This is a genomic window from Nocardia sp. FBN12, from assembly GCF_054031145.1.
The window spans coordinates 6837875-6861325 of the sequence record NZ_CM132926.1; the positions used below are offsets into that span (position 1 = coordinate 6837875).

General features: G+C 66.5%; 29 protein-coding genes. 18 read left to right on the forward strand and 11 right to left on the reverse strand.

The annotated features are described in order from the left end of the window. The first annotated feature begins 243 nt into the window (after positions 1 to 243). Together ACWZHB_RS32165 and ACWZHB_RS32170 are read left to right on the forward strand one after the other, a co-directional pair. Positions 244 to 1266: an alpha/beta hydrolase gene (locus ACWZHB_RS32165; protein WP_427909371.1), complete on the forward strand. Its 1023-nt coding sequence runs from the start codon at positions 244 to 246 to the stop codon at positions 1264 to 1266. 145 nt (positions 1267 to 1411) lie between these two features. Next, a complete protein-coding gene (locus ACWZHB_RS32170) occupies positions 1412 to 2668 on the forward strand; it encodes a TetR/AcrR family transcriptional regulator (protein ID WP_427905473.1) in 1257 nt (418 codons plus the stop codon). On the opposite strand, the gene ACWZHB_RS32175 is transcribed toward ACWZHB_RS32170, so the two are convergent. Next, positions 2653 to 4149 carry an aldehyde dehydrogenase family protein gene (locus tag ACWZHB_RS32175; protein ID WP_427905474.1) on the reverse strand — a complete coding sequence of 499 codons (1497 nt, stop codon included), beginning with the start codon at positions 4147 to 4149 and terminating at the stop codon, positions 2653 to 2655. The two genes, ACWZHB_RS32170 and ACWZHB_RS32175, sit on opposite strands and share 16 nt — an antisense overlap. A 315-nt stretch (positions 4150 to 4464) precedes the next feature. Between ACWZHB_RS32175 and ACWZHB_RS32180 the strand changes: the two genes are divergently transcribed. From ACWZHB_RS32180 to ACWZHB_RS32190, 3 genes are read left to right on the forward strand one after another with little or no spacing between them, the layout of a single operon-like run. Then, positions 4465 to 5466: an ATP-binding cassette domain-containing protein gene (locus ACWZHB_RS32180; RefSeq protein ID WP_427905475.1), complete on the forward strand. Its 1002-nt coding sequence runs from the start codon at positions 4465 to 4467 to the stop codon at positions 5464 to 5466. 5 nt (positions 5467 to 5471) lie between these two features. Further along, positions 5472 to 6275 carry an ABC transporter permease gene (locus ACWZHB_RS32185; RefSeq protein ID WP_427905476.1) on the forward strand — a complete coding sequence of 268 codons (804 nt, stop codon included), beginning with the start codon at positions 5472 to 5474 and terminating at the stop codon, positions 6273 to 6275. After that, positions 6272 to 7114: an ABC transporter permease gene (locus ACWZHB_RS32190; protein ID WP_427905477.1), complete on the forward strand. Its 843-nt coding sequence runs from the start codon at positions 6272 to 6274 to the stop codon at positions 7112 to 7114. Before ACWZHB_RS32185 ends, ACWZHB_RS32190 begins: the two co-directional genes overlap by 4 nt. Before the next feature lie 53 nt (positions 7115 to 7167). Here ACWZHB_RS32190 and ACWZHB_RS32195 read toward each other — a convergent pair whose 3' ends face one another. From ACWZHB_RS32195 to ACWZHB_RS32210, 4 genes are all read right to left on the reverse strand, one after another. Continuing rightward, complete coding sequence (locus ACWZHB_RS32195; RefSeq protein WP_427905478.1) at positions 7168 to 8352, reverse strand: lycopene cyclase family protein; 1185 nt, start codon at positions 8350 to 8352, stop codon at positions 7168 to 7170. Between the two features lie 99 nt (positions 8353 to 8451). After that, the gene (locus tag ACWZHB_RS32200; protein ID WP_427905479.1) at positions 8452 to 9633 is read right to left on the reverse strand and encodes an ABC transporter permease; all 1182 of its coding nucleotides are present in this window, start codon (positions 9631 to 9633) and stop codon (positions 8452 to 8454) included. After that, the gene (locus ACWZHB_RS32205) at positions 9630 to 10508 is read right to left on the reverse strand and encodes an ABC transporter ATP-binding protein (RefSeq protein WP_427905480.1); all 879 of its coding nucleotides are present in this window, start codon (positions 10506 to 10508) and stop codon (positions 9630 to 9632) included. Before ACWZHB_RS32205 ends, ACWZHB_RS32200 begins: the two co-directional genes overlap by 4 nt. 66 nt (positions 10509 to 10574) lie before the next feature. Further along, positions 10575 to 11051, reverse strand: a complete 477-nt coding sequence (locus ACWZHB_RS32210) for a hotdog fold domain-containing protein (RefSeq protein WP_427905481.1) — start codon at positions 11049 to 11051, stop codon at positions 10575 to 10577. Positions 11052 to 11609: 558 nt separating this feature from the next. Between ACWZHB_RS32210 and rpsJ the strand changes: the two genes are divergently transcribed. The 13 genes from rpsJ to ACWZHB_RS32275 all read left to right on the forward strand — a co-directional run bounded on the left by rpsJ (position 11610) and on the right by ACWZHB_RS32275 (position 17543). After that, entirely contained in the window at positions 11610 to 11915 is a 306-nt protein-coding gene (rpsJ, locus tag ACWZHB_RS32215) for a 30S ribosomal protein S10 (protein ID WP_040804197.1), read from the forward strand. A gap of 14 nt (positions 11916 to 11929) precedes the next feature. Next, a complete protein-coding gene (rplC, locus tag ACWZHB_RS32220; protein ID WP_266296847.1) occupies positions 11930 to 12595 on the forward strand; it encodes a 50S ribosomal protein L3 in 666 nt (221 codons plus the stop codon). Beyond that, positions 12592 to 13266 (forward strand): 50S ribosomal protein L4, encoded by a 675-nt coding sequence (gene rplD, locus ACWZHB_RS32225; protein ID WP_101464455.1) that lies wholly within the window; start codon positions 12592 to 12594, stop codon positions 13264 to 13266. The genes rplC and rplD overlap by 4 nt, the downstream gene beginning before the upstream one ends. Next, positions 13263 to 13568 (forward strand): 50S ribosomal protein L23, encoded by a 306-nt coding sequence (gene rplW / locus ACWZHB_RS32230; RefSeq protein WP_056818486.1) that lies wholly within the window; start codon positions 13263 to 13265, stop codon positions 13566 to 13568. Before rplD ends, rplW begins: the two co-directional genes overlap by 4 nt. Before the next feature lie 32 nt (positions 13569 to 13600). Next, positions 13601 to 14437, forward strand: coding sequence for a 50S ribosomal protein L2 (rplB, locus tag ACWZHB_RS32235; RefSeq protein WP_056818484.1), 837 nt, complete (start codon positions 13601 to 13603; stop codon positions 14435 to 14437). Between the two features lie 14 nt (positions 14438 to 14451). Then, a complete protein-coding gene (gene rpsS, locus ACWZHB_RS32240; protein ID WP_056818481.1) occupies positions 14452 to 14733 on the forward strand; it encodes a 30S ribosomal protein S19 in 282 nt (93 codons plus the stop codon). After that, a complete protein-coding gene (gene rplV, locus ACWZHB_RS32245) occupies positions 14730 to 15131 on the forward strand; it encodes a 50S ribosomal protein L22 (RefSeq protein ID WP_067448312.1) in 402 nt (133 codons plus the stop codon). Before rpsS ends, rplV begins: the two co-directional genes overlap by 4 nt. Beyond that, positions 15132 to 15926 carry a 30S ribosomal protein S3 gene (gene rpsC, locus ACWZHB_RS32250; protein WP_266296840.1) on the forward strand — a complete coding sequence of 265 codons (795 nt, stop codon included), beginning with the start codon at positions 15132 to 15134 and terminating at the stop codon, positions 15924 to 15926. Positions 15927 to 15929: 3 nt separating this feature from the next. Continuing rightward, positions 15930 to 16346 carry a 50S ribosomal protein L16 gene (gene rplP, locus ACWZHB_RS32255; RefSeq protein WP_056818475.1) on the forward strand — a complete coding sequence of 139 codons (417 nt, stop codon included), beginning with the start codon at positions 15930 to 15932 and terminating at the stop codon, positions 16344 to 16346. Continuing rightward, the gene (gene rpmC, locus ACWZHB_RS32260) at positions 16346 to 16585 is read left to right on the forward strand and encodes a 50S ribosomal protein L29 (protein WP_056818473.1); all 240 of its coding nucleotides are present in this window, start codon (positions 16346 to 16348) and stop codon (positions 16583 to 16585) included. Before rplP ends, rpmC begins: the two co-directional genes overlap by 1 nt. Then, a complete protein-coding gene (gene rpsQ, locus ACWZHB_RS32265; protein WP_056818470.1) occupies positions 16582 to 16851 on the forward strand; it encodes a 30S ribosomal protein S17 in 270 nt (89 codons plus the stop codon). Before rpmC ends, rpsQ begins: the two co-directional genes overlap by 4 nt. A 111-nt stretch (positions 16852 to 16962) precedes the next feature. Then, positions 16963 to 17157, forward strand: coding sequence for a ribbon-helix-helix protein, CopG family (locus tag ACWZHB_RS32270; RefSeq protein ID WP_427905482.1), 195 nt, complete (start codon positions 16963 to 16965; stop codon positions 17155 to 17157). Beyond that, positions 17154 to 17543 carry a type II toxin-antitoxin system death-on-curing family toxin gene (locus ACWZHB_RS32275; RefSeq protein WP_427905483.1) on the forward strand — a complete coding sequence of 130 codons (390 nt, stop codon included), beginning with the start codon at positions 17154 to 17156 and terminating at the stop codon, positions 17541 to 17543. Before ACWZHB_RS32270 ends, ACWZHB_RS32275 begins: the two co-directional genes overlap by 4 nt. Positions 17544 to 17599: 56 nt before the next feature. Here the strand turns inward: ACWZHB_RS32275 and ACWZHB_RS32280 are convergent, their stop codons facing one another. The 6 genes from ACWZHB_RS32280 to ACWZHB_RS32305 form a co-directional block, all read right to left on the reverse strand. Then, positions 17600 to 19603, reverse strand: a complete 2004-nt coding sequence (locus ACWZHB_RS32280; RefSeq protein ID WP_427905484.1) for a helix-turn-helix domain-containing protein — start codon at positions 19601 to 19603, stop codon at positions 17600 to 17602. A gap of 135 nt (positions 19604 to 19738) precedes the next feature. Then, complete coding sequence (locus ACWZHB_RS32285) at positions 19739 to 20575, reverse strand: SDR family oxidoreductase (protein WP_427905485.1); 837 nt, start codon at positions 20573 to 20575, stop codon at positions 19739 to 19741. A 188-nt stretch (positions 20576 to 20763) separates the two neighbouring features. After that, positions 20764 to 21498, reverse strand: coding sequence for a CPBP family intramembrane glutamic endopeptidase (locus tag ACWZHB_RS32290; RefSeq protein ID WP_427905486.1), 735 nt, complete (start codon positions 21496 to 21498; stop codon positions 20764 to 20766). 126 nt (positions 21499 to 21624) lie between these two features. After that, entirely contained in the window at positions 21625 to 22566 is a 942-nt protein-coding gene (locus tag ACWZHB_RS32295) for an RluA family pseudouridine synthase (RefSeq protein WP_427905487.1), read from the reverse strand. 69 nt (positions 22567 to 22635) lie between these two features. Continuing rightward, on the reverse strand, positions 22636 to 23211 hold the full coding sequence (locus tag ACWZHB_RS32300; RefSeq protein WP_427905488.1) for a putative glycolipid-binding domain-containing protein: 576 nt from the start codon (positions 23209 to 23211) through the stop codon (positions 22636 to 22638). Positions 23212 to 23246: 35 nt separating this feature from the next. Continuing rightward, complete coding sequence (locus ACWZHB_RS32305; RefSeq protein ID WP_266296828.1) at positions 23247 to 23438, reverse strand: hypothetical protein; 192 nt, start codon at positions 23436 to 23438, stop codon at positions 23247 to 23249. Between the last annotated feature and the right edge of the window lie 13 nt (positions 23439 to 23451).

Here is a 23451-nt window from a genome sequence, read left to right on the forward strand (position 1 = left end):
CGCCCGGAGGCGTGGTGACACAACGCCGGGGCGCGATGACATCAACGGTGCCCGTGAGGCATGATGTGACCGCGCTGTTGTAACGATTACCCCTGTTGTAACTACCGGATAACCCGTAGGGTCTGGCGTGTTGCAACTTCGTGCCCTGTTGGGGAGCACGGACCGAGTCGGAATTCGAGACGAAGCGAAGGTGCGAAATTGATGCGTCGGCCCACCCGGCGTCGTGGCTCAAGGGCCGCGGCGATGATCGCGGCAACGGCAGTGGCGGCGGGACTGATGTCCGGCATCGGCACGAGTCCGGCATCCGCTGACCCGATCATCGATTCCAAGAGCCTGCTCGCCAATCCCGTCTCCGACGACGGCTCCAAGATCGTCAAGGCCGAAGTGAAGGATTCGCGCAGTCTGCGACTGCACGTGTACTCCGCGGCCATGGACCAGAACATCATCGTCGACGTGCAGCGTCCCGCCGACGCCTCGGTCCCGCGCCCCACCCTGTACCTGCTCAATGGTGCGGGCGGCGGCGAGGATTCGGCGTCCTGGGTGGCCAAGACCGACGCGCTCGAATTCCTCGGCGACAAGAACGTCAACGTCATCCAGCCGATCGGTGGCTCCTGGAGCTACTACACCGACTGGATCGCCGACGATCCGGTTGTCGGGCGCAACAAGTGGAAGACCTTCTTCACCGAGGAACTGCCCCCGCTGGTCGACGGCGCGCTGGGCACCAACGGTGTGAACGCCATCGCGGGCCTGTCCACCTCGGGCACCACCGTGCTCGCGCTGCCGATCGCCAAGCCCGGCCTGTACAAGGCGGCCGCGGCCTACAGCGGTTGCGCGCAGACCTCCGACCCGGTCGGTTCGGAGTTCGTGAAGCTCACGGTCGAGACCTGGGGCGGCGGCGACACCATGAACATGTGGGGTCCGCAGGGCTCGGAGGAATGGGTCAAGAACGACCCGTACGTGAATGCCGAGGGTTTGCGCGGCGTGGATCTCTACGTCTCCACCGGCAACGGCCTGCCCGGCCCGTACGACACTCTCGACGGCCCGTACGCGCTGCCCGGCGCCTACGGCCTGGCCAACCAGATCGTCATCGGTGGCGTGATCGAGGCAGGCACCAACTACTGCACGCACAACCTGGCCAACCGCCTCAACGAGCTGGGTATCCCGGCGACCTTCAACTTCCGCCCCAACGGCACCCACTCGTGGGGCTACTGGAAGGACGAGCTGAAGCTGTCGTGGCCGACCCTGGCTCGCGGGCTCGGCCTGTAGACCACAGTTTCTCCCGAACCGCCTCGGTAGCGAGCACGTCGCTGCCGAGGCGGTTCCATTTCCCCGACCTGCCCTCGACGTTTGCGAATTGTGGTTAACTTAGGTTGACTGGTCCAACCCGGTTCGCGCAACGGAAAGTGAGTGCATGGTCGCCGATCGCAGTGAGGCCGAACAGGCCGGCGAGCCGACGACCGCACCTGCCCGCGTCGTGCGCCGCAGGCCGAAGGACCGCAAGATGCAGATCATGCGGGCCGCCGCCCGTGCGTTCAGCGCGCGCGGCTACTACCCCGTCGGCGTGGACGAGATCGCCGCCGAAGTGGGCATCTCGGGCCCGGCGTTGTACCGCCATTTCGCCAATAAATACGCGCTGCTCGTCGCCGCCGCCGAGGAGGGTGCTCGGGGTTTGCGCGATGTCGCCGCCGCGGCCGACGACCCGTCGCTGAGCCCGGAGGCCAGGCTCGACGCGGTGCTCACCGCGGTCGCCGAACGCAATATCGACATCCGCCGCGAGGCCGGGCTCTACCGCTGGGAACGCCGCTATCTCGAGCGCGAGGACCGGGTGCGCATCCGCGCCTACTACCGCGAACTCGAGGCCACCGTCGCCGCGCGGATCGCCGAGCTGCGCCCCGAGGCGAGCGCGGACGACGTCGTCCTGCTCGCGGTCGGCGCACTGAGTTCGCTGGCCAGCATCGCCGCGCATCGCACCACCCTCTCGCACGGCCGCATGCTCGCGGTCCAGCTCGAGATGGCCTGGGCGATCGTGCGCGCCGAGCTCCCGCCGACCCCCGGCGAGGCAGAGCCGGACAAGCAGACCCGCGGTCTGCCCGTCACGTCGAAACGTGAACAGCTGCTCACCGAGGCGATCCGGATCTTCGGCCGCAACGGCTATCACGAATCCGGCATCGAGGAGATCGGCGCCGCCGTCGGCATCAATGCCTCGAGCGTCTACCGTCACTTCGACAGCAAGGCCGACCTGCTCGCCGCCGCCTTCCATCGCACCGCCGACCGGCTCGCGGTCGCGATCGGCGATGCGCTGGCCGAGACCGACGACCGGGCCGACGCCGCCCGCCGCATCGCCGACCAGCACGCGCGCTTGACGTTCGCGACGCCCGAGATCGCGCCGGTCTACTACGCGGAGTTCAGCAATCTCCCGCAGGCCGAGCAGCACCGCCTGCGCGCCATCCAGCGACAGAACATCCTCGAATGGGCCAACCTGCTCGACGGCGACCCGATCGAAGCCCGCTTCCGCGTGCACGCCGCCGTCGGCCAGATCATCGATGTCGGCCGGTTGCTGCGCTTCGACTCGCGCCCCGAGCAGCTCGCCCGCCTCGCCGCGCTGACCGACGCGGTGTTGCTCGGAAATGGCTCGGCGGAGACAGAACTAGGTCAGCCGCGACCGTGACGCAGGCGGAACAGGGCTTTCGCCGCCTGTAAGTGCCCTGGTCGGCGATCGAAGGTCGACAGCCGCACCGGCGCCCGGTAGCGCCTGCGGGCGATCGACATCGTCCGGCTGTATTCGAACAGACCCTGCTGACCGTGGCTGTGTCCCTGGCCGTACTCGCCGACACCGCCGAACGGCAGGGCCGGAATGCCGGTGAACGCGGTCGACGAATTCACCGTCACCACACCGACTTTCAATTGCTCGGCGATGAACTCCGCGCTGGGGATGTCGAGGGTGAAGATGGTGACGGCGATGCCGTTGCCCGCCGCGTTCACCCGGGCGACCGCGTCGGCCAGGTCGGCGACCCGGTTCACCACCAGCACCGGGCCGATCCCCTCACCGGTGATCGCGATGCTCTCCTCGGGCACCTCGGCCAGCACGATCGGCTCCACATACGGGTCGCGGAACGAATCGAGTCCGCCGAGCACCGCGTGCCCACCGTGGATGAGCGCGTCGCTGACCTGCCTGCGCACCACGTCGACCTGGGTGGCATTGATCATCGGGCCGTAGGAGGCACGATTGTCGGCGCCGGGACGCAGCTTCGCCGCCCGCTCGGCCACCTTGGCCAGGAAATCGTCGAACACCGAATCGGCGACATAACAGCGCTGGATCCCCGAGGAGTTCTGCCCGGCATTGGCCATCGCGCCGAACACCGCCGCCTCCGCGGCCGCGTCGAGCACCGCGTCGACGTGCACGATCATCGAGCCCTTGCCGAGGTTCTCCACCACCACCGGCGTCAACGTCTGCGCGCAGAGCGCGATCACCTCGCGCCCGCGTGCTTCCGGCCCGGCGTAGGCGATCTTGTCCACCCCCGCCTTGCACAGGGCTGTCGCCGTCCGCGAATTTCCGGTCACCGCTTGCAGCACAGGCTGTTCGGGCGAAACCGCGGCCCAGCTGTCGGCCAGCCAGGTGCCGACGCCGGTGCTGAGTTCGTGTGGATTGAACACCACCGTGTTACCGGCTGCCATGGCGTAGGCGATCGAACCCATCGGTGTGAACACCGGGTTGTTCCACGCGCCGAGTACCCCGATCACCCCCAGTGGCAGATAGCCGACGGAGGCATGCTGATTGCGGGTCATCCAGCCGGTGGACAGGCGTTTTCGGCCCAGTGTGCGCTCGGCATTGCGGGCGGCCCAGTCCAGATTCTCCACCGCGAGCATCACTTCCAGGGTGGCGTCGGCCTCCGGCTTGCCGGTCTCGCTGCGCAGCAGCTCCACCAATTCGCCCGCGTTGCGGGCGATCTGGCGACGCCAGTCGAGTAGTAGGTGCTTGCGCTCACCGAAAGCCAGTTCGCCCCACCAGTTCTGGGTGACACGTGCGGTGCGTACCGCGCGGGTGACCTCGGCGGTGCCCTGCACGGGATACTGCGCTAACTGTTCACCGGTGCGCGGATCGAAAGACGTGAGCACATCGGATCGACCGGTTGTCGCGGATTCGACCACGGTCACCTCCCCACAAAGATCGAGCACGCCCGCACGCGGGCCGGTGAGACGAGTGTTTCCCCGGCTGTCAGCGTATGGGCGTACGGCCCGGCCGACAAGGTCAGCGCACTGCCCTTGCACTGCCCACGTGAGCAATACCACTGCGGGCGGCGAACACGGCCCGGCAAACCGGGCGCATCAACGCAGACCGGGCCGGGAAAACCACCGGACCGGTAACATCGCGCCGAACGGTATGGATCACTTACCGGGAAGAATTTATTCCGCGTGCGCTCGTCTCGTCAGGGCCGTGCGCACCCGGCCGATGGTGGAGAGTTGATGCCGAGTTCGATCTCAGTGGATTCGCCCGCAGGTGGCGTCGCGTCGAGCGACAGTGAACCCGCGGTGCTGGTGTCCGACGTGCGCAAGTCGTTCGGTGACGTGCACGCGTTGCAGGGCATCAGTTTCCAGGCCGGCAAGGCCAGTGTGCTGGGCATCCTCGGACCCAACGGTGCGGGCAAGACCACCATGGTCAAGGTCCTGTCGACCTTGCTGCGCCCCGACTCCGGCACCGCCGTGGTGGCCGGGCACGACGTGCTCACCGACGCCGCCGGTGTGCGCCGTTCGATCATGATGACCGGCCAGTACGCCGCGCTCGACGAGAACCTGACCGGCAAGGAGAACCTCGAGCTGTTCGGTCGCCTGATGGGCCTGCCCAAGTCGGCCGCCCGCAAGCGCGCCGAGGTGCTGCTCGAGGAGTTCGACTTGGTCAGCGCCGGTAAGCGGGCCGTGCGCAACTACTCCGGCGGCATGCGCCGTCGCGTCGACATCGCCTGCGGGCTGGTCGTGCGGCCCGAGGTGGTGTTCCTCGACGAACCGACCACCGGCCTCGACCCACGCAGCCGGCAGGGCGTGTGGGATCTGGTGACCGCGCTCAAGAACCAGGGCATCACGGTGCTGCTGACCACGCAGTACCTCGAAGAGGCCGACGTACTCAGCGACAACATCATCGTCATCGACAAGGGCACCGTCATCGCGGAAGGCACCGCCGACGAGCTCAAGGCCAAAACCGGCGGCAGCTTCTGCGAGATCGTCCCGCTCGATCCGAGCCGCGTCCCGCAGACCGTCAAGGCGCTCGGTGACCTGGTCCCGGCCGCGGTCGCCGCCGAGACCGACGGTGCCGACAAGGTGTCCATTCCCGCCCCCGACGGCGCCGCCACCCTCGCCGAGGCACTGCGCAGGCTCGACGCCGCGGGCATCGACCTGGCCGACATCGCCCTGCGCCGCCCCTCGCTCGACGACGTGTTCCTGTCGATCACCGGCCACACGGGCGGCCACTAGTGAGCGTGTCCACCCCCGCGGCGAACACGTTGTTCGCCGAGCTTCCGGCTGTGCGCCCGAGCAGTTTCGCGCAGTGGCGCGCGCTGACCGGGCGCATCGTGCGCACCATGGCCACCAAGGGCGAGCTGATCGTCGCGGTGCTCACCCCGCTCGTGGTGACCGTGGCCTTCTACCTGCCGTTGCGGTACGTGATGAAGGTCCAGGGCATCGACTACGCGCAGTACGTGATGCCGATCGTCGTGCTGCAGACGATGGCCATGACGATGATGTCGAACGCGCAGCTCGCGGCGTTCGAAGCGCTCACCGGATTGAGTACTCGGCTCCAGACGATGCCGATCGGTTCGCTGGTTCCGCTGCTGTCGCGCATCTGCGCGGGTCTGGTGCGGTCGATCGTCTCGCTGATCGCGACCGTGGGCTACGGGTATGTGATCGGGTTCCGGTTCACCGGCGGCTGGTTGCAGGCGCTCGCGTTCTGCGGCTTCGCGCTGATCGTCGGCGTGGTGCTCACGCTCGGCGCCGACGCGCTCGGCAGCCTCACCAAGAACCCCGAGGCACTCAGCCAGGCCCTCACCCTGCCGATCCTGATCTTCGGCATGATGTCGACCGGGTTCGTGCCGGAGGCCAGCTTCCCGTCGTGGGTGCGGCCGTTCGCGCGCAACCAGCCGATCTCCCAGTTCGCCCAGACGCTCAGCGATATGGCCGCGGGCCAGCTGAGCTGGGCTGGGACCTGGGTATCGCTGGCCTGGCTCGGCGGACTCACCATTTTCTTCCTCCCACTGGCCGTGTGGGCGAGCGTGAGGCGATCATGACAACCATCGAGACCGCTGCCGTCGAGACCGCGGCCGAGCTGCCGGTGGTGCACGCCAAACCGGAGAACTCGGTGTCGGTGTGGTTCACCCACAGCCTGATCCAGACCAAGCGTCTGCTGATGGTGTGGTTGCGCGACCCGTCCACCACCATCCAGACCATCGCCTACCCCGCGGTGACGTTGCTGATGTTCCGGATCGTGCTCGGTGACTCGATCACCGCGGCCACCGGCGCACCGAGCATCTACGGCCAGGCCGCGTTGCTCACCCTGGTCGCGGCCATGACCGGTGCGGTGGTGAGTGCGCTCGGCTTCAAGCGCGAGAAGGCATCAGGGCTGCTCAGCCGGTTCTACACGATGCCGCTGAACAAGGCTTCGCTGCTGACCGGTCGACTGCTGGCCGAGATGCTGCGCATCCTGCTCACCACACTGATCGTGCTGCTCGTCGCGGTGCCGCTCGGGTTCCTGTTCATGGAGGACCCGCTCGCCAATATCGCGCTGGTGCTCGTTCCGGTGCTGTTCGGCATCGGATTCGCGGTGATGGTGACCGCCTTGGCCACGATCACCGAGGGCGTGATGCTGATCAGCCTCATCGGCATCCTCAACACCCTGCTGATGTTCTTCAACACCGGCTTCGTGCCCGTGTTCGCCTATCCCACCTGGTTGCAGGATGTGGTCGCGAATCAGCCGATGAGCTGTGCGATCGACGCGATGAAGGGCCTGTCCTACGGCGGGCCGGTCGCCGAACCGCTGCTCAAGACGGTCGCGTGGACGGTCGGCATGGTCGCGGTCTTCGCCTACCCGGCGATTGTCGGCTACAAGAAGGCCGCCGAGTCGTCCTGAGTCGTGCCCGATTCTGATCGCCGCCACGAACTTCTGTGGCGGCGATCAGTGCGTTATCGGCTGGATGAGGCGGCGTCTGCGGGCGCGAAGGGGTAGTCGAGCCAGCGGTCGCGGTTGGTCCAGCCGACGAGGTCGTAGCGCCAGCGGAACGGCCAGGTGTGGGCGACGGTGTTGAACAGGACGGCGCCGAGGGCGGTGTAGTCGTCGTGGGCCGAGAGCAGGGCCCGCTGGCCGCGTTCGGATTCGGTGAAGAAGGCGTCGAACATGGCGATGGACTGGTCGGTGGTGAGCCGGCCGAGACCCCACAGGCCGCGCATGCGCATCCAGTACACGGCCCTGGCCTGCCACGGCCAGAGGGCTTCGATCGGGTTCTCGCCCCGTTGCACCGCGGCGACGGCGGTGTCGGCCAGTGCGAGGGAGTCGGCCACGCTGTAACCGGTGCAGGGGTGCATCATCCCGCCGCGCGAGCCGAACGGCACCGCGACGGCGGTGCCCTTCTTCGGGGGTCGCTGATCCAGGGGATAGTGGGCGGCTTCGTGCGGTTCGTCGCCGGTGAGGGTGATGCCGTGGGCAGCGAGCCGGTTCAGGGTGCGCTTGCGCAACTCGTGCTGCGGCATCCCGCCACGTAACCCGAGGCTCGTCTCCTCGAAGATCACCGTCCCGTCGCCGAGCGGCACCGCGTAGAGGAACGACGGCGGCTCATCCGGGCCCGCCCCGTTCTCCGGCCGCCAATCCAGCAGCAGCCCTTCACCTTCCGCGACCATCGGCGCGGCGGTCTCGGCATCGACGAAGATTCCGTGCGCCGAGGCGGCCCTGCGCCTGCCCAGCGTCGGCAGCCCCCTGGTATCGAACACCGTATTCGCCGAGATCACCGTTGCGTCCGCGAGCTCGACCTCGTGGGCGTCCACCCGCCGCGCCCGATCCGCGAAGACCGTCGCGTCGTCCAAGGCCAACGTCGCGTGCAGCCCAGCCTTGGAGAGCACGCAATACGGCCGCTCGATCCGATGCTCGCCTTTGGTCCACACCGTCGGCGCCGCGATCCGCTGCGCGATCGCACTCTCCGGCAGCCACTCGGGCAACTCGTCGATCCAGCAGGAGAAGGTCGGCGGGAACAGCCGCTCCGGCCGCGGATCCACCGCCGCCACCCGCAACCCCGCCACGGCCGCGCGATGCGCCAACCCCCGCCCGGTCGGACCGAGCCCGACCACACAGATATCGAATTCCCGCGCAACGCTCACGTCCGCATTCAATCGGCAGCACCCGCTGCCACGCAAGCACCATGTGATCCGGTCGTCACTTCGTCCGCGCGACCAGCCCGTGATGGCCGGCTGCAGATGCTAGTCCTCCAGCGCAAGCGCTTGGCGCATCGTCAGGCGGCCCTGGGTCTGCATCAGGGAGCGGCGGTAGATCTTCTCGGCGATGACGACGATGCCGTAGGTGGCCACCGCCATCAGGGCAAGGGCGAGGAACGGTTCCCACCAGGCCGCGGTGCCTTCGGCAAGGCGACCCGGCATGGCGACGATCGACATGATCGGAACGTAGGAGGCGATCACGCGGGCGGTGCCGGTGAGGAAGATGCCCGCGAACAGCACGATCATGATCAGCATCGAGAGCGGGGTGGCGGTGGACTGGAGGTCTTCGCTGCGGGTGGCAAGCGAACCCGCGACGGCCCACAGACTCGCCAGGGCGAGGAATCCGACGAGGAAGAAGACGATGAACCAGCCCGCGGCCCCGGCGACCTGGCCCAGCTGGTCGGCCTGGCCGGTCGCCGCCAATCCGGTCAGTCCGGCCCCGACGAACAGGACGAGCTGCCCGAACGCCAGCGCCGCGTTGCCCGCGACCTTGCCGATCAGCAACTGCCGCAACGGCATCGCACTGGCGAGAATCTCCACGATCCGGTTCTGCTTCTCCTCGACCACGCTCTGCGCGATGGACATGCCGAACAGAATCGACGCCAGATAGAAGAGGAACGCGAAGACGAACGAGACGATCTTGGCGAGTCCCGGGTCGATCGAACCCTTCTCGAGCAGGTCGTAGGTCACCGTGGCGCCACGGCCGAGCTCTTCGAGTGAGACGCCCGCCGCGGCGGCATTGCGTTGCACCGCGATCTGCTGCGCGGCGGCGGTGATGTAGGTGGTGGCGTCGTCGTCTTCGGCGGTCTTCCCGATCAGCTGCCACCCGGTGGGTTCGGCGGGCACCAAACCCACGTCGACCGCGTCCTCGCGCACCAGCTGCTCGACCGCGGCACGGTCGGCGACGGGTCGCGCGGTGAACGTGATGTCGGTGCCGGCGCCCGCGGCCAGGCTGTTGGCCGTGTCGAGCACGACTGAGGTCTGCGAACCGGCGATCGCCACGTCGACCTTGTCGGGCCTGCTGCTGACAAATCCGCTGATCGCCAGCGAGGCGATGATCGCCACGATCGTGACCACCGTCGAGATGACGAAGTTGCGATCACGCAGCTTCACCACGATCTCCCTGGCCGCGACGATCCGCCACACGCTGCGCGATGACCCGCTCATTTCGTCACCTCACGGTAGATCTCGGCGACCGTCGGCCGCACCTCGGCGAACTCCCGCACCGATCCCCGCGACAGCGCCTCCTTCAACACCCCGTCGGTGCCTGCGCCGTCGACCTCGAACAACACGCCCGGCCCGGCACTCTCGACCACCCGAACCCCCGGGTAATCCCGCAACCACCCCGGGTCACCGTCGAGCACCAGCCGGTACCGCGTGCCGCCGCTGGACCGCAGCTCGTCGACCGAGCCCTGTCCGACCACCCGGCCCGCGGCGAGCACGACCAGCTGATCGCACAACCGCTCCACGAGATCCAGCTGGTGCGACGAGAACAGCACGGGCACACCCTGATCGGTGTGTTCCCGCAGCAGATCCACCATCGAATCCACGGCGAGGGGGTCGAGTCCCGAGAACGGCTCGTCCAGGATCAGCGCCGTCGGTCGCGCGATCACCGCCGCCGCGATCTGGACGCGCTGTTGATTGCCCAGCGACAGCGATTCGAGCTTGTCCTTGCCGCGCGCGCCCAGATCGAACCGCTCCAGCAGGCTCTCGGTACGTGCCTTCGCCTCGCCGACGGGCAGCCCACGCAGCCGGGCCAGGTACACGAGCTGGTCGAACACCGGCTGCTTGGGATAGAGCCCCCGCTCCTCGGGCATGTATCCGAACGAGCGCCGATCCAGCTCGGTCACCGGCCTGCCGTCCCACCGGATCTCGCCGGAATGAACGGCCAAGACGCCCATGATCATTCGCATCGTGGTGGTCTTGCCCGCCCCGTTGCCACCGACGAAACCGGTCAGCGCACCGGGCGGTACCGCGAACGACACGTTGTCGACCGCGACGTTGTCCCCGAACCGCCGCGTCAGCTGGGCGACTTCCAACATCGGACTCCCCATCGTGATAGTTGTCTGCCCACAACCGTACCGAGGCAACGGTTCACCCGGCCGCAATCAGCGCGGCGAAACCCAGGTGGTGATGTCGGCGTGGACGACCTCGATGCCGTCCTTGTCGTAGATCGAGACGGGAACGGTCAGTTCCATGCCCTTGGTGATCGCGTCGAAGTCGGGGATCTCGTCGAGTTTCGCGACCGCGCGCAGGCCGGATTCCGCCTTGGCCAGGTACTGGACGTTCATCGACTTGGGGATCCAGCGATGGGTGGTGGGAACGGTGGCCTCGCTGAGCATGCCCATCGCCACCTCGGCGAGGTTGCAGGCCGCGATGGCGTGGAAGGTGCCGAGATGGTTGTGGATGCCGAACCACTTCGGGGAGGTCACCTCGCAGACGCCGGGTTCGAGGCGGACCACCTGGGGGAGCACGGTGCCGAAGTAGGGGACCCGGGCGACCATGCCGAGCGAGAACAGCGCGTGCCCGATGCGGTTGTCGGGCAGCTTCTTCCAGCCGCGGTAGGTCGCGGTTTCCTGTGTCATGAGTACTATCTTACTCAAAAGTAAGTTCTGTGGTAACCCTCCGGTGACCAGGCGCGGCGATACGGCAGCTACCATTCATCGGTACAGCCCAGCCGGCGGTGCGGTCGAGGTGGAAGCCCCTGTGAGGGCGTGATCGATACCTCATGACCCCCGATTTGAAGGACGTCGTCGGCATGGTGCATACTGTTCGGGTTGCCTTGCGCAGGATCGACCGACTCTCCGGAGCGGATGATCCGGGCAAGGGGAGCAGTAGTTTGTATCCCGCTGGTTCGCCGGCGTGGATACGTTCGGAACCACGCACTTCCGGCCCATGGTGAGCAATCGACCAGGGTCGGAGATTAAGAGTTAGGGCGACACGCCCGACCGCGTGGACCGGAGAACCATGACAGATGAACAGCGGCGAGGACTAGGTAGTGCCTTTTGGTGCGCCCTGGTTGCGGGTCTTTAGTGGGAAACCACGCTGAGGCGTCTTTCTTGTGTTCGGGCTGTGCAAATTGAGGGTGGTGCGGGAGCTAGCTCCTGTGACCACGAAGGAAAGCGGAGAAAAGGACACTTAGCGTGGCGGGACAAAAGATCCGCATCAGGCTCAAGGCCTATGACCACGAGGCGATCGACGCGTCAGCGCGCAAGATCGTGGAAACGGTGACCCGCACCGGCGCCCGTGTGGTCGGGCCTGTGCCGTTGCCGACCGAGAAGAACATCTACTGCGTCATCCGTTCGCCGCACAAGTACAAGGACTCGCGCGAACACTTCGAGATGCGCACGCACAAACGCCTCATCGACATCCTCGACCCGACGCCGAAGACGGTTGACGCGCTGATGCGCATCGACCTGCCGGCCAGCGTCGACGTCAACATTCAGTGACGGGGACTCGAGACATGACTGACAACAAGAATCGGCCCCAGGCCGGAATCCTGGGCACCAAGCTCGGCATGACCCAGGTCTTCGACGAGAAGAACCGCGTAGTCCCGGTCACCGTCATCAAGGCGGGCCCGAACGTGGTCACCCAGATTCGTACCGTGGAGCGCGACGGCTATTCGGCCGTGCAGATCGCTTTCGGCGCCATCGACCCGCGCAAGGTGAACAAGCCGACTTCCGGCCAGTTCGCCAAGGCCGGTGTCACCCCGCGCCGCCACGTCACCGAGATCCGCGTCGCGGATGCCTCCACCTTCGAGATCGGCCAGGAACTCTCGGCTGATGTCTTCGAAGAGGGCACCTACGTCGACGTGACCGGAATCAGCAAGGGCAAGGGCTTCGCCGGCACCATGAAGCGTCACGGCTTCAAGGGCCAGGGCGCCTCGCACGGTGCGCAGGCTGTGCACCGTCGCCCGGGTTCCATCGGTGGCTGTGCCACTCCCGGCCGCGTGTTCAAGGGCATGCGCATGTCGGGCCGTATGGGTAACGACCGCGTCACCACGCAGAACCTCTCGGTTCACAAGGTCGATGCCGAGAACGGTTTGCTCCTGGTCAAGGGTGCTATCCCGGGCCGCAAGGGCAACATCGTGATCGTCAAGAGCGCCGTGAAGGGTGGTGCGCACGCATGACCAGCCTCGACAAGAAGGCCAACCTGACGCTGACCGTCAAGGCTGCAGGCGGCAAGACCGAAGGCACCGTCGAACTCCCCTCGGAGATCTTCGACGTGACCGCCAACGTCGCGCTGATGCACCAGGTCGTTATCGCTCAGCTGGCCGCCGCTCGCCAGGGCACCCACTCCACGAAGACTCGTGGCGAGGTCTCCGGTGGTGGCAAGAAGCCGTACCGCCAGAAGGGCACCGGCCGCGCCCGTCAGGGCTCGACCCGTGCGCCGCAGTTCGCCGGCGGTGGCACCGTCCACGGCCCGCAGCCGCGTGACTACAGCCAGCGGACCCCCAAGAAGATGAAGGCGGCCGCCCTGCGCGGTGCCCTCTCCGACCGGGCCCGCAACGAGCGCATCCACGTGATCACCGAACTGGTCTCGGGTCAGAACCCGTCGACCAAGATTGCCAAGGACTTCCTGGCCGAGCTCTCGGGCCGCAAGAAGTTCCTGGTCGTCGTCGGCCGCGAGGACGTCGCCGCGTGGAAGAGCGTGGCGAACCTGCAGAACGTGCTGCCGATCGCCCCGGATCAGCTCAACACCTACGACGTGCTCAACAGCGACGACGTGGTGTTCAGCGTCGAGGCCCTGAACGCATTCGTTCACGGTCCCGCCGAGGCGGCCCAGGAGGAGAGCAAGTGAGCACCATCGCCGACCCCCGCGACATCCTGCTCGCACCGGTCATCTCGGAGAAGTCCTACGGGCTGATCGAGGAAGGCACCTACACCTTCCTGGTGCACCCGGACTCGAACAAGACGCAGATCAAGATCGCCGTCGAGAAGGTTTTCGGCGTCACGGTCACCAGCGTCAATACCGCCAACCGTCAGGGCAAGCGCAAGCGGACCAAATTCGGTTACGGAAAGCGCAAGGACACCAAGCGCGCACTCGTGACCCTCTCGGCCGATAGCAAGCCCATCGAGATCTTCGGAGGACCGGTCGCGTAAGCGCCTGGGACTCCAGAAAGCGAGAAGAACTCATGGCAATCCGTAAATACAAGCCGACTACGCCGGGCCGTCGAGGCTCGAGCGTCTCGGACTTCGCCGAGATCACCCGGTCGACGCCGGAGAAGTCGCTGCTGCGCCCGCTCACCAAGTCCGGTGGTCGTAACGCGCACGGTCGCATCACCACGCGTCACCGCGGTGGCGGTCACAAGCGTGCCTACCGTCTGATCGACTTCCGTCGGCTGGACAAGGACGGCATCCCGGCCAAGGTCGCTCACATCGAGTACGACCCCAACCGCACCGCCAACATCGCACTGCTGCACTTTGCCGACGGCGAGAAGCGCTACATCATCGCGCCGAAGGGCATCAAGCAGGGCAGCCCGATCGAGTCCGGCCCCACGGCCGACATCAAGCCGGGTAACAACCTGCCGCTGCGCAACATCCCGACCGGTACCACGATTCACAACGTGGAGCTGCGTCCGGGCGGCGGCGCCAAGATGGCTCGTTCCGCCGGAATGAGCATTCAGCTGCTGGGCAAGGAAGGGCCGTACGCGACCCTTCGTATGCCCTCGGGTGAAATCCGCCGTGTCGACGTGCGCTGCCGCGCCACCGTCGGCGAGGTCGGCAACGCCGAGCAGTCGAACATCAACTGGGGCAAGGCCGGCCGTATGCGCTGGAAGGGCCGTCGTCCCACCGTCCGTGGTGTCGTCATGAACCCGGTCGACCACCCGCACGGTGGTGGTGAGGGTAAGACCTCCGGTGGTCGCCACCCGGTCTCCCCGTGGGGTCAGCCTGAAGGCCGTACTCGCAAGCCCAACCGCCCGAGCGACAAGCTCATCGTTCGCCGTCGTAAGACCGGCAAGAAGCGCTAAGGAGGAGGTAAGAAATGCCACGCAGCCTCAAGAAGGGCCCGTTCGTCGACGACCACCTCCTCGCGAAGGTGGACGTCCAGAACGAAAAGGGCACGAAGCAGGTCATCAAGACCTGGTCGCGTCGCTCGACCATCATCCCCGATTTCATCGGCCACACTTTCGCCGTCCACGACGGTCGCAAGCATGTCCCGGTGTTCATCTCGGACAACATGGTCGGCCACAAGCTTGGTGAGTTCGCGCCGACCAGGACGTTCAAGAGCCACGTCAAGGACGACCGGAAGAGCAAGCGGCGATGACTGAAACCATTCAGAACCCGACTGCACGCGCAACCGCCAAGCACGTTCGGGTCACCCCGATGAAGGCCCGTCGAGTCGTGGACCTGGTCCGCGGCAAGAGCGTCGAGGACGCGCTGGCGATCCTGCGGTTCGCACCGCAGGCTGCCAGCGAGCCCGTGGCCAAGGTCGTGGCTTCGGCCGCGGCGAACGCCGAGAACAACCTCGGCCTCAACCCGGCCACCCTGGTCATCTCGACTGCTTTTGTCGACGAGGGCGCCACCATGAAGCGTTTCCAGCCGCGGGCCCAGGGCCGTGCGTTCCGGATTCGTAAGCGCACCAGCCACATCACCATCGAGGTCGAGAGCGTGCCCACCACCGGCGCTGCCACTCGTAGCCGCCGGAAGGGAGGGGCAAAGTAAATGGGACAGAAAATTAACCCCCATGGCTTCCGCCTCGGTATCACCACCGACTGGAAGTCGCGTTGGTACGCGGACAAGCAGTACGCGGAATACGTGAAGGAAGACGTTCAGATCCGCAAGCTCCTCGCCACTGGCATGGAGCGGGCAGGCATCTCGAAGGTCGAGATCGAGCGCACCCGTGATCGCGTCCGTGTGGATATCCACACCGCGCGTCCCGGCATCGTGATCGGTCGACGTGGCGCGGAAGCCGATCGCATCCGCGCCGAGCTGGAGAAGCTCACCAAGAAGCAGGTTCAGCTGAACATCCTCGAGGTCAAGAACCCCGAATCGGATGCGCAGCTGGTTGCTCAGGGTGTTGCCGAGCAGCTGTCCAACCGTGTGGCGTTCCGTCGTGCGATGCGTAAGGCCATTCAGTCGGCCATGCGTTCGCCGAACGTCAAGGGCATCCGTGTGCAGTGCTCGGGCCGCCTCGGTGGCGCCGAAATGTCGCGCTCGGAGTTCTACCGTGAAGGTCGTGTTCCGCTGCACACGCTGCGTGCGGACATCGACTACGGCCTCTACGAGGCCAAGACCACCTTCGGTCGCATCGGTGTGAAGGTCTGGATCTACAAGGGTGACATCGTCGGTGGTCGTCGTGAACTGACCGCCGCCGCCGCTGCTCCGGAACGCCCGCGTCGCGAGCGTCCGAGCCGCCCTCGTCGGTCCGGCGCCACTGGCACCACCGCGACCAGCACCGAGGTCGGTCGCGCCGCCACTGCAGTGGCGGAGGCTCCGGCAGAGAACAAGGAGGGCTGACGCATGCTGATGCCCCGTCGCGTCAAGCACCGCAAGCAGCACCACCCCGGTCGCTCCGGCATGGCCAAGGGCGGCACCGCGGTGGCCTTCGGTGAGTACGGCATCCAGGCTCTCGAGCCCGCCTACGTCACCAACCGTCAGATCGAGTCGGCGCGTATCGCGATGACCCGCCACATCAAGCGTGGCGGCAAGATCTGGATCAACATCTACCCCGACCGTCCACTCACGAAGAAGCCGGCCGAAACCCGCATGGGTTCCGGTAAGGGTTCGCCGGAGTGGTGGGTCGCGAACGTGAAGCCCGGTCGGGTCATGTTCGAGATGTCTTACCCCAACGAGGAGACCGCTCGTGAGGCCCTGCGCCGCGCGATGCACAAGCTCCCGATGAAATGCAGGATCGTGACCAGGGAGGAGCAGTTCTGATGGCTACCGAAACACCGGCCGCAGAGCTCCGTGAGCTCAACGAAGAAGAGCTCGTGGCACGCCTGCGCGAGTCGAAGGAAGAGCTGTTCAACCTGCGCTTCCAGATGGCGACGGGTCAGCTCGACAACAACCGTCGACTGCGCGTCGTCCGCCACGAGATCGCGCGCATTTACACGGTCATGCGTGAGCGCGAGCTCGGCCTGGCCACGGCGCCCGCTGGCAAGGGAGATGCGGCATGAGCGAGAACACCGAAGAGCGCAACAGCCGCAAGGTACGCAGCGGCTATGTTGTCTCCGACAAGATGAACAAGACGATCGTCGTCGAGCTGGAAGACCGTCACCGGCACAAGCTCTACGGCAAGATCATTCGCACCACCTCCAAGGTGAAGGCGCATGACGAGAACGAGATCGCCCACGTCGGCGACCACGTTCAGCTGATGGAGACCCGTCCGCTGTCGGCCACCAAGCGCTGGCGTCTGGTCGAGGTCCTGGAGAAGGCCAAGTAAGCCTCCCTCCTCGATCCATCGAGATCGTTTCTGCGAAGGCCCGTTTCCCTCTGGGAAGCGGGCCTTCGTCGTTTGCATCGACGGTTGATACCTGGCTGATACCATCAGATCATGGCGATGACACTGCGACTCAATGGCGACGATGACCGACGGCTTTCCGAGTTAGCGGAGCGACTCGGCCGGAGTAAGCAGGACTTGGCGCAGGAAGCGATTCATATGTACGTCGCTCGGCAAGCGGAGGCGTTCGGGGCGATGGTGGACTCGATTATGGATGAGCATGCCGAACTGATGCGCCGGCTCGCGTGATCTATCTCGATCTCGCTGAGGTCGTCGCCATTGCCCGCGCAGTGAACAGGACACCGCATGCCGTCGCCGACATCGGTCTGCTGGCAGGCGCCGTGGAGCGACCGAAAGCGACGGTGTTCGGCCAGGAGGCCTACCCGGGGCTGTTCCTCAAGGCTGCGTCTCTACTGCATTCGATTGCCCGAAATCACGCGCTGATCGACGGCAACAAGAGAACCGCATTTGTCGCAAGCGTCGCCATGCTTCGGTTGAACGGATACCGTGTCCGCCCGCTCCCTGACGAGCAGGAGGCGCTGATGAATCGGATTGCGACAGGTGATGTGGAGGTCGCCGAGATCGCGAAGAACCTGGAGCAGTGGTCTGAGCTGACTCGCATCAGCAACGGGTAGCCCACACGCGGTCCCCGCCGGGAAAACCGATGGTGTCGCTCCGAACCGCTGGGCTGTCAGCCGGTGAAGGCGTAGGGCTGGCGGATCTTGTGGGCGAATTCGACGATGTTGGTGACGGTGCTGCTGGGGACGCCGACTTCGCTGCCGATGCTGCGGGCCGACCAGGACTGGTCGGTGAGTTCGAGGATCTCTTCGATCTGGCCGAGGGTCAGGCGCAGGGGGCTGCGGTGGGCGACCTGGCGGGCCAGGGCGCGGACCTCGGTGTCTTCGTCGAAGTCGAAGTCGTCGGGGGCCGGGAAGTCTTCCTCGTCTTCGTCTGGGGCATCGGCGTCGACCGGGTCGGCTGTTGCTGCGGGCTTGTCGAAGGCGGCGGCGAGGTCAGGGCTGGACGTCTTCGGCTGCGCGGTGGCCCGCGACGGCTCAGGAGTCTCGGCCTCGACAAAGTGATCGACCCGGCTGGCGGTGGAGGCTGCGACGGTGTGGTCGGTACGGCCGGCGGGCGGAGTTGTGATGGTGGAGTCGGTCGGCTCGTGGGCTGGGGACGCGACGGTGGTGGCGGTCCGCGCGAGGGGTGATGCCGGGGAGGTGGAGTTGGCGCCCTCGGGGATTGACGCCGGGGAGGTGGTGGCGGTCCGTTCGGTGTGCGGAGCGGGCTCTGGTTGCAGGACCAGTTGCTCAGCGGGTTCCGCGGTGAGGGTCAGCTGCTCCGGCTCCGCGGCGGGGGGCTGTGGATCGTTGTGCACCGCTACCGGATCGGTGATCGGTGGAGTGTCGCCATCAGGGTCACGGGCGACGGTGCCGGCGTGCATCGTCGCCTCGGGAACCGGGTCGGTACCGGTCGCTTCGCCCGCAGGGGAGTGCGCGGCGGTGGTGACCGGTATTCGCCGCAAGGTCGCCGCGGCACCATTGGTGCGGCCTACATGTTCGGTGCCGTTGCGGCGATGGTCGGCCGCGGCCTTGTGGATGAGTTCGAGAGTGCCGGGGGCGCTCGGCTTGTCGGTGGAGGGGCGGCGCAGGCCGTGCGGGTAGGTGCGTTCGGTCGCCGACGCTGCGGTCTTCCCATCGGTCGCTGCGATCAGCGGCGCCACGCTCGGCGCCGAGGCAGCTCGAACAGTCGGCTCCGAGAAGACCTGCTGGTCAAGCGATTCGGCGGCCTCGCCGTTGGTGGGGTTCGGCGCTGTGTATCCAAGCGCCTGCCTGTCGTCACCGAGCGAAGCGGCCTGCTTGCGCGGGAACGCAGACGACGTGATCCGTTCGGCAGCGGAATACCCGGTGTCACCGGGCAATTCGACCGAGGCGCTCTCGATCAACATCGCGTACCGCGCCGACACCCAGGCATGCAGCCAGATCACCACGCCCACCATCACCGGGGCGATGGCGAATTCGGCTGCGCGGCCGAAGGATCCGGCGGCCAGGTGGGGGCCCGCGTTCAACGCGATGGTGGTGCCGAGCAGGGCGAGTTCGAACACGATCACCTTGCCGCGCTCGAGCTCACGTCCCCATCGGGCCGCGGTAGTGGCGGTGACCATGATGACGATGATCGGGATCGAGATCATGGCCTCGATACCGTAGCTGAGCCAGTACAGCGGGTCGCTCATGTCGCCGCTCGGCACGAGATTGCGTTGCACATTGACCCCGGCCCACACCATGCCGAGGACGACGACCCCGATCAGCGCGCGCGATGACCATTCCGACCGCCGGTACAGCTGGGCAAGGCGCGCGTCGGCGCTCGACACCCGTCGTCGTGCGGCCAGCGCCTTGCGATGCCAGCGCGCGTCGGCTTCGTCGGTACGGCGGATGATGGCGCTGGTGCGGCGGTCGCGTTGTTCGGCGGCGAGCTCGTCGCCCACAGCACGCCGACGCTGTTTGCGTCGTTGCGTGCGAATCCATTCGGCCAGTTCCCGTTCGGCGCGGATCTCGGTGTCGGAGAGCGCGTCGTAGAGGGCGGTGTCGTGCTGCAGGGGGAGCTTGTCGCGGGCCGTCGCGACCTGCTGGGCGAGCGCCGTGATCTCGGTGTTCGGTGCGATGGCGGCATTCTCGCTCAACCGATCGTCGGACATACCGCGCCTTCCGCCACTCGAACATATGGACTATCGAACATATGTGTGATTGCCAGAGAGCGTAAACGCCGACCGTGCCCCGGTCAACGACAACGAGCCGATTCCGCCGAATCCCCGGCGGCGACACGCCGGTATTCAGGAATCGGCATCGCCGCGGAGCAGCCGTTTCTCGTAGGAAGCACGTGTCGACGATCCGGCCACCGCCGCAACCTGATTCGGGACCGTCCGACGCAACACGATGTCGCGCAACCACTGTGGCAGCGCACCAGCCAGGCCGACCACCGGTCCGAGATGCGCGGGCAATGTCACCTCGAAGCGCGGCCGGGCGACAGCGTCGAGAACTGCCGCGGCCACATCGCTGGGCTGCAGCAATCGCGCTGCGCCCGTGGCTGTTCCCGCCGCCAACTCGGTATCGACGACGCCTGGCATGATCGCCGTCAAGCGCACCCCGGTGCCACGCAATTCCTCCCGCACCGCGGTCAGATAACCCAGCACGCCGTGTTTGGTCGCGGCGTAGGTCGCCTCACCGGCGGGGGAGAGTTTCGACGCGATCGACGCGATGGTGACGATGTGCCCACGTCCGCGTGTCCGCATCGCCGGCGCCGTCAGTCGCACCCCGCGGATCACCCCGTGCAGATTCACCGCGAGCATCCGTGCCGTCGCACTGTCGGGTTCGTCGTCGAACGGCCCGACCCACATCACCCCGGCATTGTTGACGAGCACATCGACCGGCCCGAGGATCGCCTCGGTGACGGCGAGGAAGTCATGAAACGAGCGCTCATCGGTCACATCGAGTTCGCACCCGTGCACGGTGCCCGGCAGCCCGGCCGCGGCGTCACGCGCCGCCTGTCCCGACAGATCGCCGAGGCACACCCGAGCCCCCGCCACCGCGAACTGCCGCGCGATCTCCAGCCCGATCCCGGCGGCCCCGCCGGTCACCGCGACGACCCGTCCGGTGTGCGTACGCTTCATTGCGAAATGCCCCCTCGATGGAAACCGCCCATGTCTGACTTGTCGTCATGTCAGAAATCGTCGCCAGTATTCCATGCGATCGCGACGCGGCGATAGCCTCGGAGACAGACTTCTGGACACTTGATCACCAGACGCCTGCGGTATTCGACTATTGCCTAAACGCCCGGCTGGAGCGTCGGCTGCCCGGCTCAGCGCAGGGCGGTGTGCCAGACGAGGGCGGCCGCGAGTGCGCCAGCGCCGTTGAGCGACCAGTGCAGTGCGATGGGGGCGAGCAGGCTGCCGCTGCGGCGACGCAGCCAGGTGAACACGACGCCCGCGGCGGCCGTGGCTGCCACGGCGAGAGCGATGCCGACCATTTGGCCGAGTACCCCGCCGCCGACGATGCTGGAAAGCCCCTTGTTGCCCGAGGTCAGGCCGAACGAGGACGCGATGTGCCAGAGGCCGAACATCAGCGAACCGGCCGCGAAGAGCCCGCGGACGCCGAGGACTCGATCGAGAGTGCCGTGCAGTACCCCGCGGAATGCGAGTTCTTCGGGGATCACTGTCTGGAGCGGGATGACGATCATCGACGCGATCAGCGCGCCGGAAATTGTGGCGTACCGGTCGGCGAGAAAGAACGGCCTGGTCAACGGCAGCAAGGCGCCGATCGCGACCGCGGTCAGCACGATCCCGACCGCACCGAGCGCGTACACCGTCCCGCGCTTCCAGTGCCTGGGCGAGAGCCCGAGTTCCGCCCAGCCGAGCCCGCGCTTGCGCATCAGCGCCAAGAGCGCGATCGCCGCGATGGGCACGGTGACGATATTGGCCCAGGCCGTGGTGAAGTGCGCGATCAGATTCGTGCCTGCCAACACGACGACAACGACCGCGATATCGATATAGGCATGCAGCTTCGGCCGGGAATCGGCGACGGCGGGTACGGGCACCCGACCGAGTGTACGGAATTATCACGAAATGAAAACGGTCCGGTGAATGCCGGACAACCCGCCTGCCCCTCGATGAGCGGCCCGGAATGAGCCCATCAAGATCGACAGCCGGTGCGGTGCTGTGAGCTACTCGACAGCCGATCCGGACCATCCGGCCAAATCGGTCCACGCCTGTAGTTCGCGCCGCGTCTCGAACCGGCGCGGCTCCGCGCTGATCGGATCCCGGAATTCCAGCGAAGCCGCAAGTAATTGCAGCGGCCGGGTGTAATCGTCGACCGGCTTATCGGTGATCACCGGATAGAAATCGTCGCCGAGAATCGGCACACCGAGCCCGTTCATATGCAGGCGCAGCTGATGGGTTCGACCGGTATGCGGGCGCAGGCGATAGCGGCCGAGTCCGTCCCGGTGCTCGACCAGCTCCACCTCGGTCTCGGCGTTGGGCTCGCCCGCCACTTCGAAAGCGGCGAGCACCTGCTTCTCCTTGATGATCCGGCTCCGCACGGTCCGTGGCAGCTCGAGCGCGGGGTCGTAGGGCGCGATGGCCTCGTATTCCTTGCGCACGGTTTTGCGATGGAACATCGTCTGATAGGCCCCGCGCCGGGCCGGATTCACGACGAACAGCAGCAGGCCCGCGGTGACCCGGTCCAGTCGATGCGCCGGGATCAGGTCGGGCAGCTCGAGGTCGTTGCGCAGCCGCACCAGCGCGGTCTGGAGGATGTGCTGACCACGCGGGATCGTCGCCAGGAAGTGCGGTTTGTCGATCACGAGGATGTCGTCGTCGCGGTGCACGATGCCGATCTCGAACGGCACATCGGTTTCGATGGGCAGGTCGCGGTGAAACCACACGGCACTGCCCGGTACGAACGGCGCGTCCGGCGCGAGGGGCCCTTCCAGATCCACGATCTCGCCCGCCACCAGCATCGCGTCGATACGGGCCGGGTCCACCCGGGGCAACCGCTCGACGAGGTGGTCGCGCACGGTCGCCCACTGCCCGTCCTCGGGGAGCCGGAGCCGGGCGGGATCGAGGCCGTGCCGTTTCGGCAGCGGCGGCTGCTGCCTACGTCGCATGAAAACAGTCTCGTCGGCCGTCCGGTGTCGAGTGCTCGCGACCCCCTCGTGGCCCCGGGGGATGCCGGTTCACGCCGCGCGCGTGGCCAGCCCCGGGTAATCGATGATCAGGCCGGATTCGTCGTAGCCGAGTTCGGCGCGGTAGTCGAAGCCGGGTGCGCTGTAGTCGTAGCGCTGACCGATTCCGTCGATGATCCGGCGATAGTGCTGCGGTAATCGGGCCGCCGTCAGGTCGGCGGCCCGCACGTACGCCGCGGGTGCGTCGGCGGCGTCGCCGACAGCCAGTCCCAGCCGATGCACCGGGAGGGCGTTGGTGAACGCCGACGCCTCCAGATCGATATCGAGGCACCCGTCCAGCTCGGGTGAGGGCGTGCCGTCGACCTGCCAGCGCCCCGATCCGTCGGACTGCACATGCACCGTGCGTCTGCCCGCGGGATACCGTCCGACGATCTGCGCGGACCGGGTGTGCCAACTCCGATCGAGTCGCAACCGGTACTCGATCGCCCAGACTGTCCCGTCCTCGACAGCGGTCGCGCATCCTTCGACGAGAAGTCCCCGTGCGTCTTCGCGAAAATACGTCACTTCGAATCCGGTACGGGCGTCCCGATGTAACCACGCGGCCGAAGATGGCAGGGGAGTGAACATGAGAAACGCATTCCCTGAATTCGGCTTCTCAATCGTCAGCCGGCGCGCTGATCGAGCACCATCAGTTTCGCTTCGACAAGGACATGGCGCGCTCGGCGTCGCACCCGGCACAGGTCGACGCTGCATTCGAGATGTATCTGCATCGCCCGATGCGCCTGTTCGGGCGACAGCTTTCCAGGATCGGAATGACAATCGGCAATTGCTGAAATGATTGACGTGACAAACATTTTCGTTCTCCCA

Excerpts from the sequence above, each read along its gene's own strand:
- ACWZHB_RS32165 (WP_427909371.1), top strand. The coding sequence starts at position 244 with ATGATCGCGGCAACGGCAGTGGCGGCGGGACTGATGTCCGGCATCGGC.
- ACWZHB_RS32170 (WP_427905473.1), top strand. The coding sequence starts at position 1,412 with ATGGTCGCCGATCGCAGTGAGGCCGAACAGGCCGGCGAGCCGACGACC.
- ACWZHB_RS32180 (WP_427905475.1), top strand. The coding sequence starts at position 4,465 with ATGCCGAGTTCGATCTCAGTGGATTCGCCCGCAGGTGGCGTCGCGTCG.
- ACWZHB_RS32190 (WP_427905477.1), top strand. The coding sequence starts at position 6,272 with ATGACAACCATCGAGACCGCTGCCGTCGAGACCGCGGCCGAGCTGCCG.
- ACWZHB_RS32200 (WP_427905479.1), bottom strand. The coding sequence starts at position 9,633 with ATGAGCGGGTCATCGCGCAGCGTGTGGCGGATCGTCGCGGCCAGGGAG.
- ACWZHB_RS32205 (WP_427905480.1), bottom strand. The coding sequence starts at position 10,508 with ATGTTGGAAGTCGCCCAGCTGACGCGGCGGTTCGGGGACAACGTCGCG.
- ACWZHB_RS32210 (WP_427905481.1), bottom strand. The coding sequence starts at position 11,051 with ATGACACAGGAAACCGCGACCTACCGCGGCTGGAAGAAGCTGCCCGAC.
- rplC (WP_266296847.1), top strand. The coding sequence starts at position 11,930 with ATGACTGACAACAAGAATCGGCCCCAGGCCGGAATCCTGGGCACCAAG.
- rplD (WP_101464455.1), top strand. The coding sequence starts at position 12,592 with ATGACCAGCCTCGACAAGAAGGCCAACCTGACGCTGACCGTCAAGGCT.
- rplB (WP_056818484.1), top strand. The coding sequence starts at position 13,601 with ATGGCAATCCGTAAATACAAGCCGACTACGCCGGGCCGTCGAGGCTCG.
- rpsS (WP_056818481.1), top strand. The coding sequence starts at position 14,452 with ATGCCACGCAGCCTCAAGAAGGGCCCGTTCGTCGACGACCACCTCCTC.
- rplV (WP_067448312.1), top strand. The coding sequence starts at position 14,730 with ATGACTGAAACCATTCAGAACCCGACTGCACGCGCAACCGCCAAGCAC.
- rpsC (WP_266296840.1), top strand. The coding sequence starts at position 15,132 with ATGGGACAGAAAATTAACCCCCATGGCTTCCGCCTCGGTATCACCACC.
- rplP (WP_056818475.1), top strand. The coding sequence starts at position 15,930 with ATGCTGATGCCCCGTCGCGTCAAGCACCGCAAGCAGCACCACCCCGGT.
- rpmC (WP_056818473.1), top strand. The coding sequence starts at position 16,346 with ATGGCTACCGAAACACCGGCCGCAGAGCTCCGTGAGCTCAACGAAGAA.
- rpsQ (WP_056818470.1), top strand. The coding sequence starts at position 16,582 with ATGAGCGAGAACACCGAAGAGCGCAACAGCCGCAAGGTACGCAGCGGC.
- ACWZHB_RS32270 (WP_427905482.1), top strand. The coding sequence starts at position 16,963 with ATGGCGATGACACTGCGACTCAATGGCGACGATGACCGACGGCTTTCC.
- ACWZHB_RS32280 (WP_427905484.1), bottom strand. The coding sequence starts at position 19,603 with ATGTCCGACGATCGGTTGAGCGAGAATGCCGCCATCGCACCGAACACC.
- ACWZHB_RS32285 (WP_427905485.1), bottom strand. The coding sequence starts at position 20,575 with ATGAAGCGTACGCACACCGGACGGGTCGTCGCGGTGACCGGCGGGGCC.
- ACWZHB_RS32295 (WP_427905487.1), bottom strand. The coding sequence starts at position 22,566 with ATGCGACGTAGGCAGCAGCCGCCGCTGCCGAAACGGCACGGCCTCGAT.
- ACWZHB_RS32300 (WP_427905488.1), bottom strand. The coding sequence starts at position 23,211 with ATGTTCACTCCCCTGCCATCTTCGGCCGCGTGGTTACATCGGGACGCC.
- ACWZHB_RS32305 (WP_266296828.1), bottom strand. The coding sequence starts at position 23,438 with ATGTTTGTCACGTCAATCATTTCAGCAATTGCCGATTGTCATTCCGAT.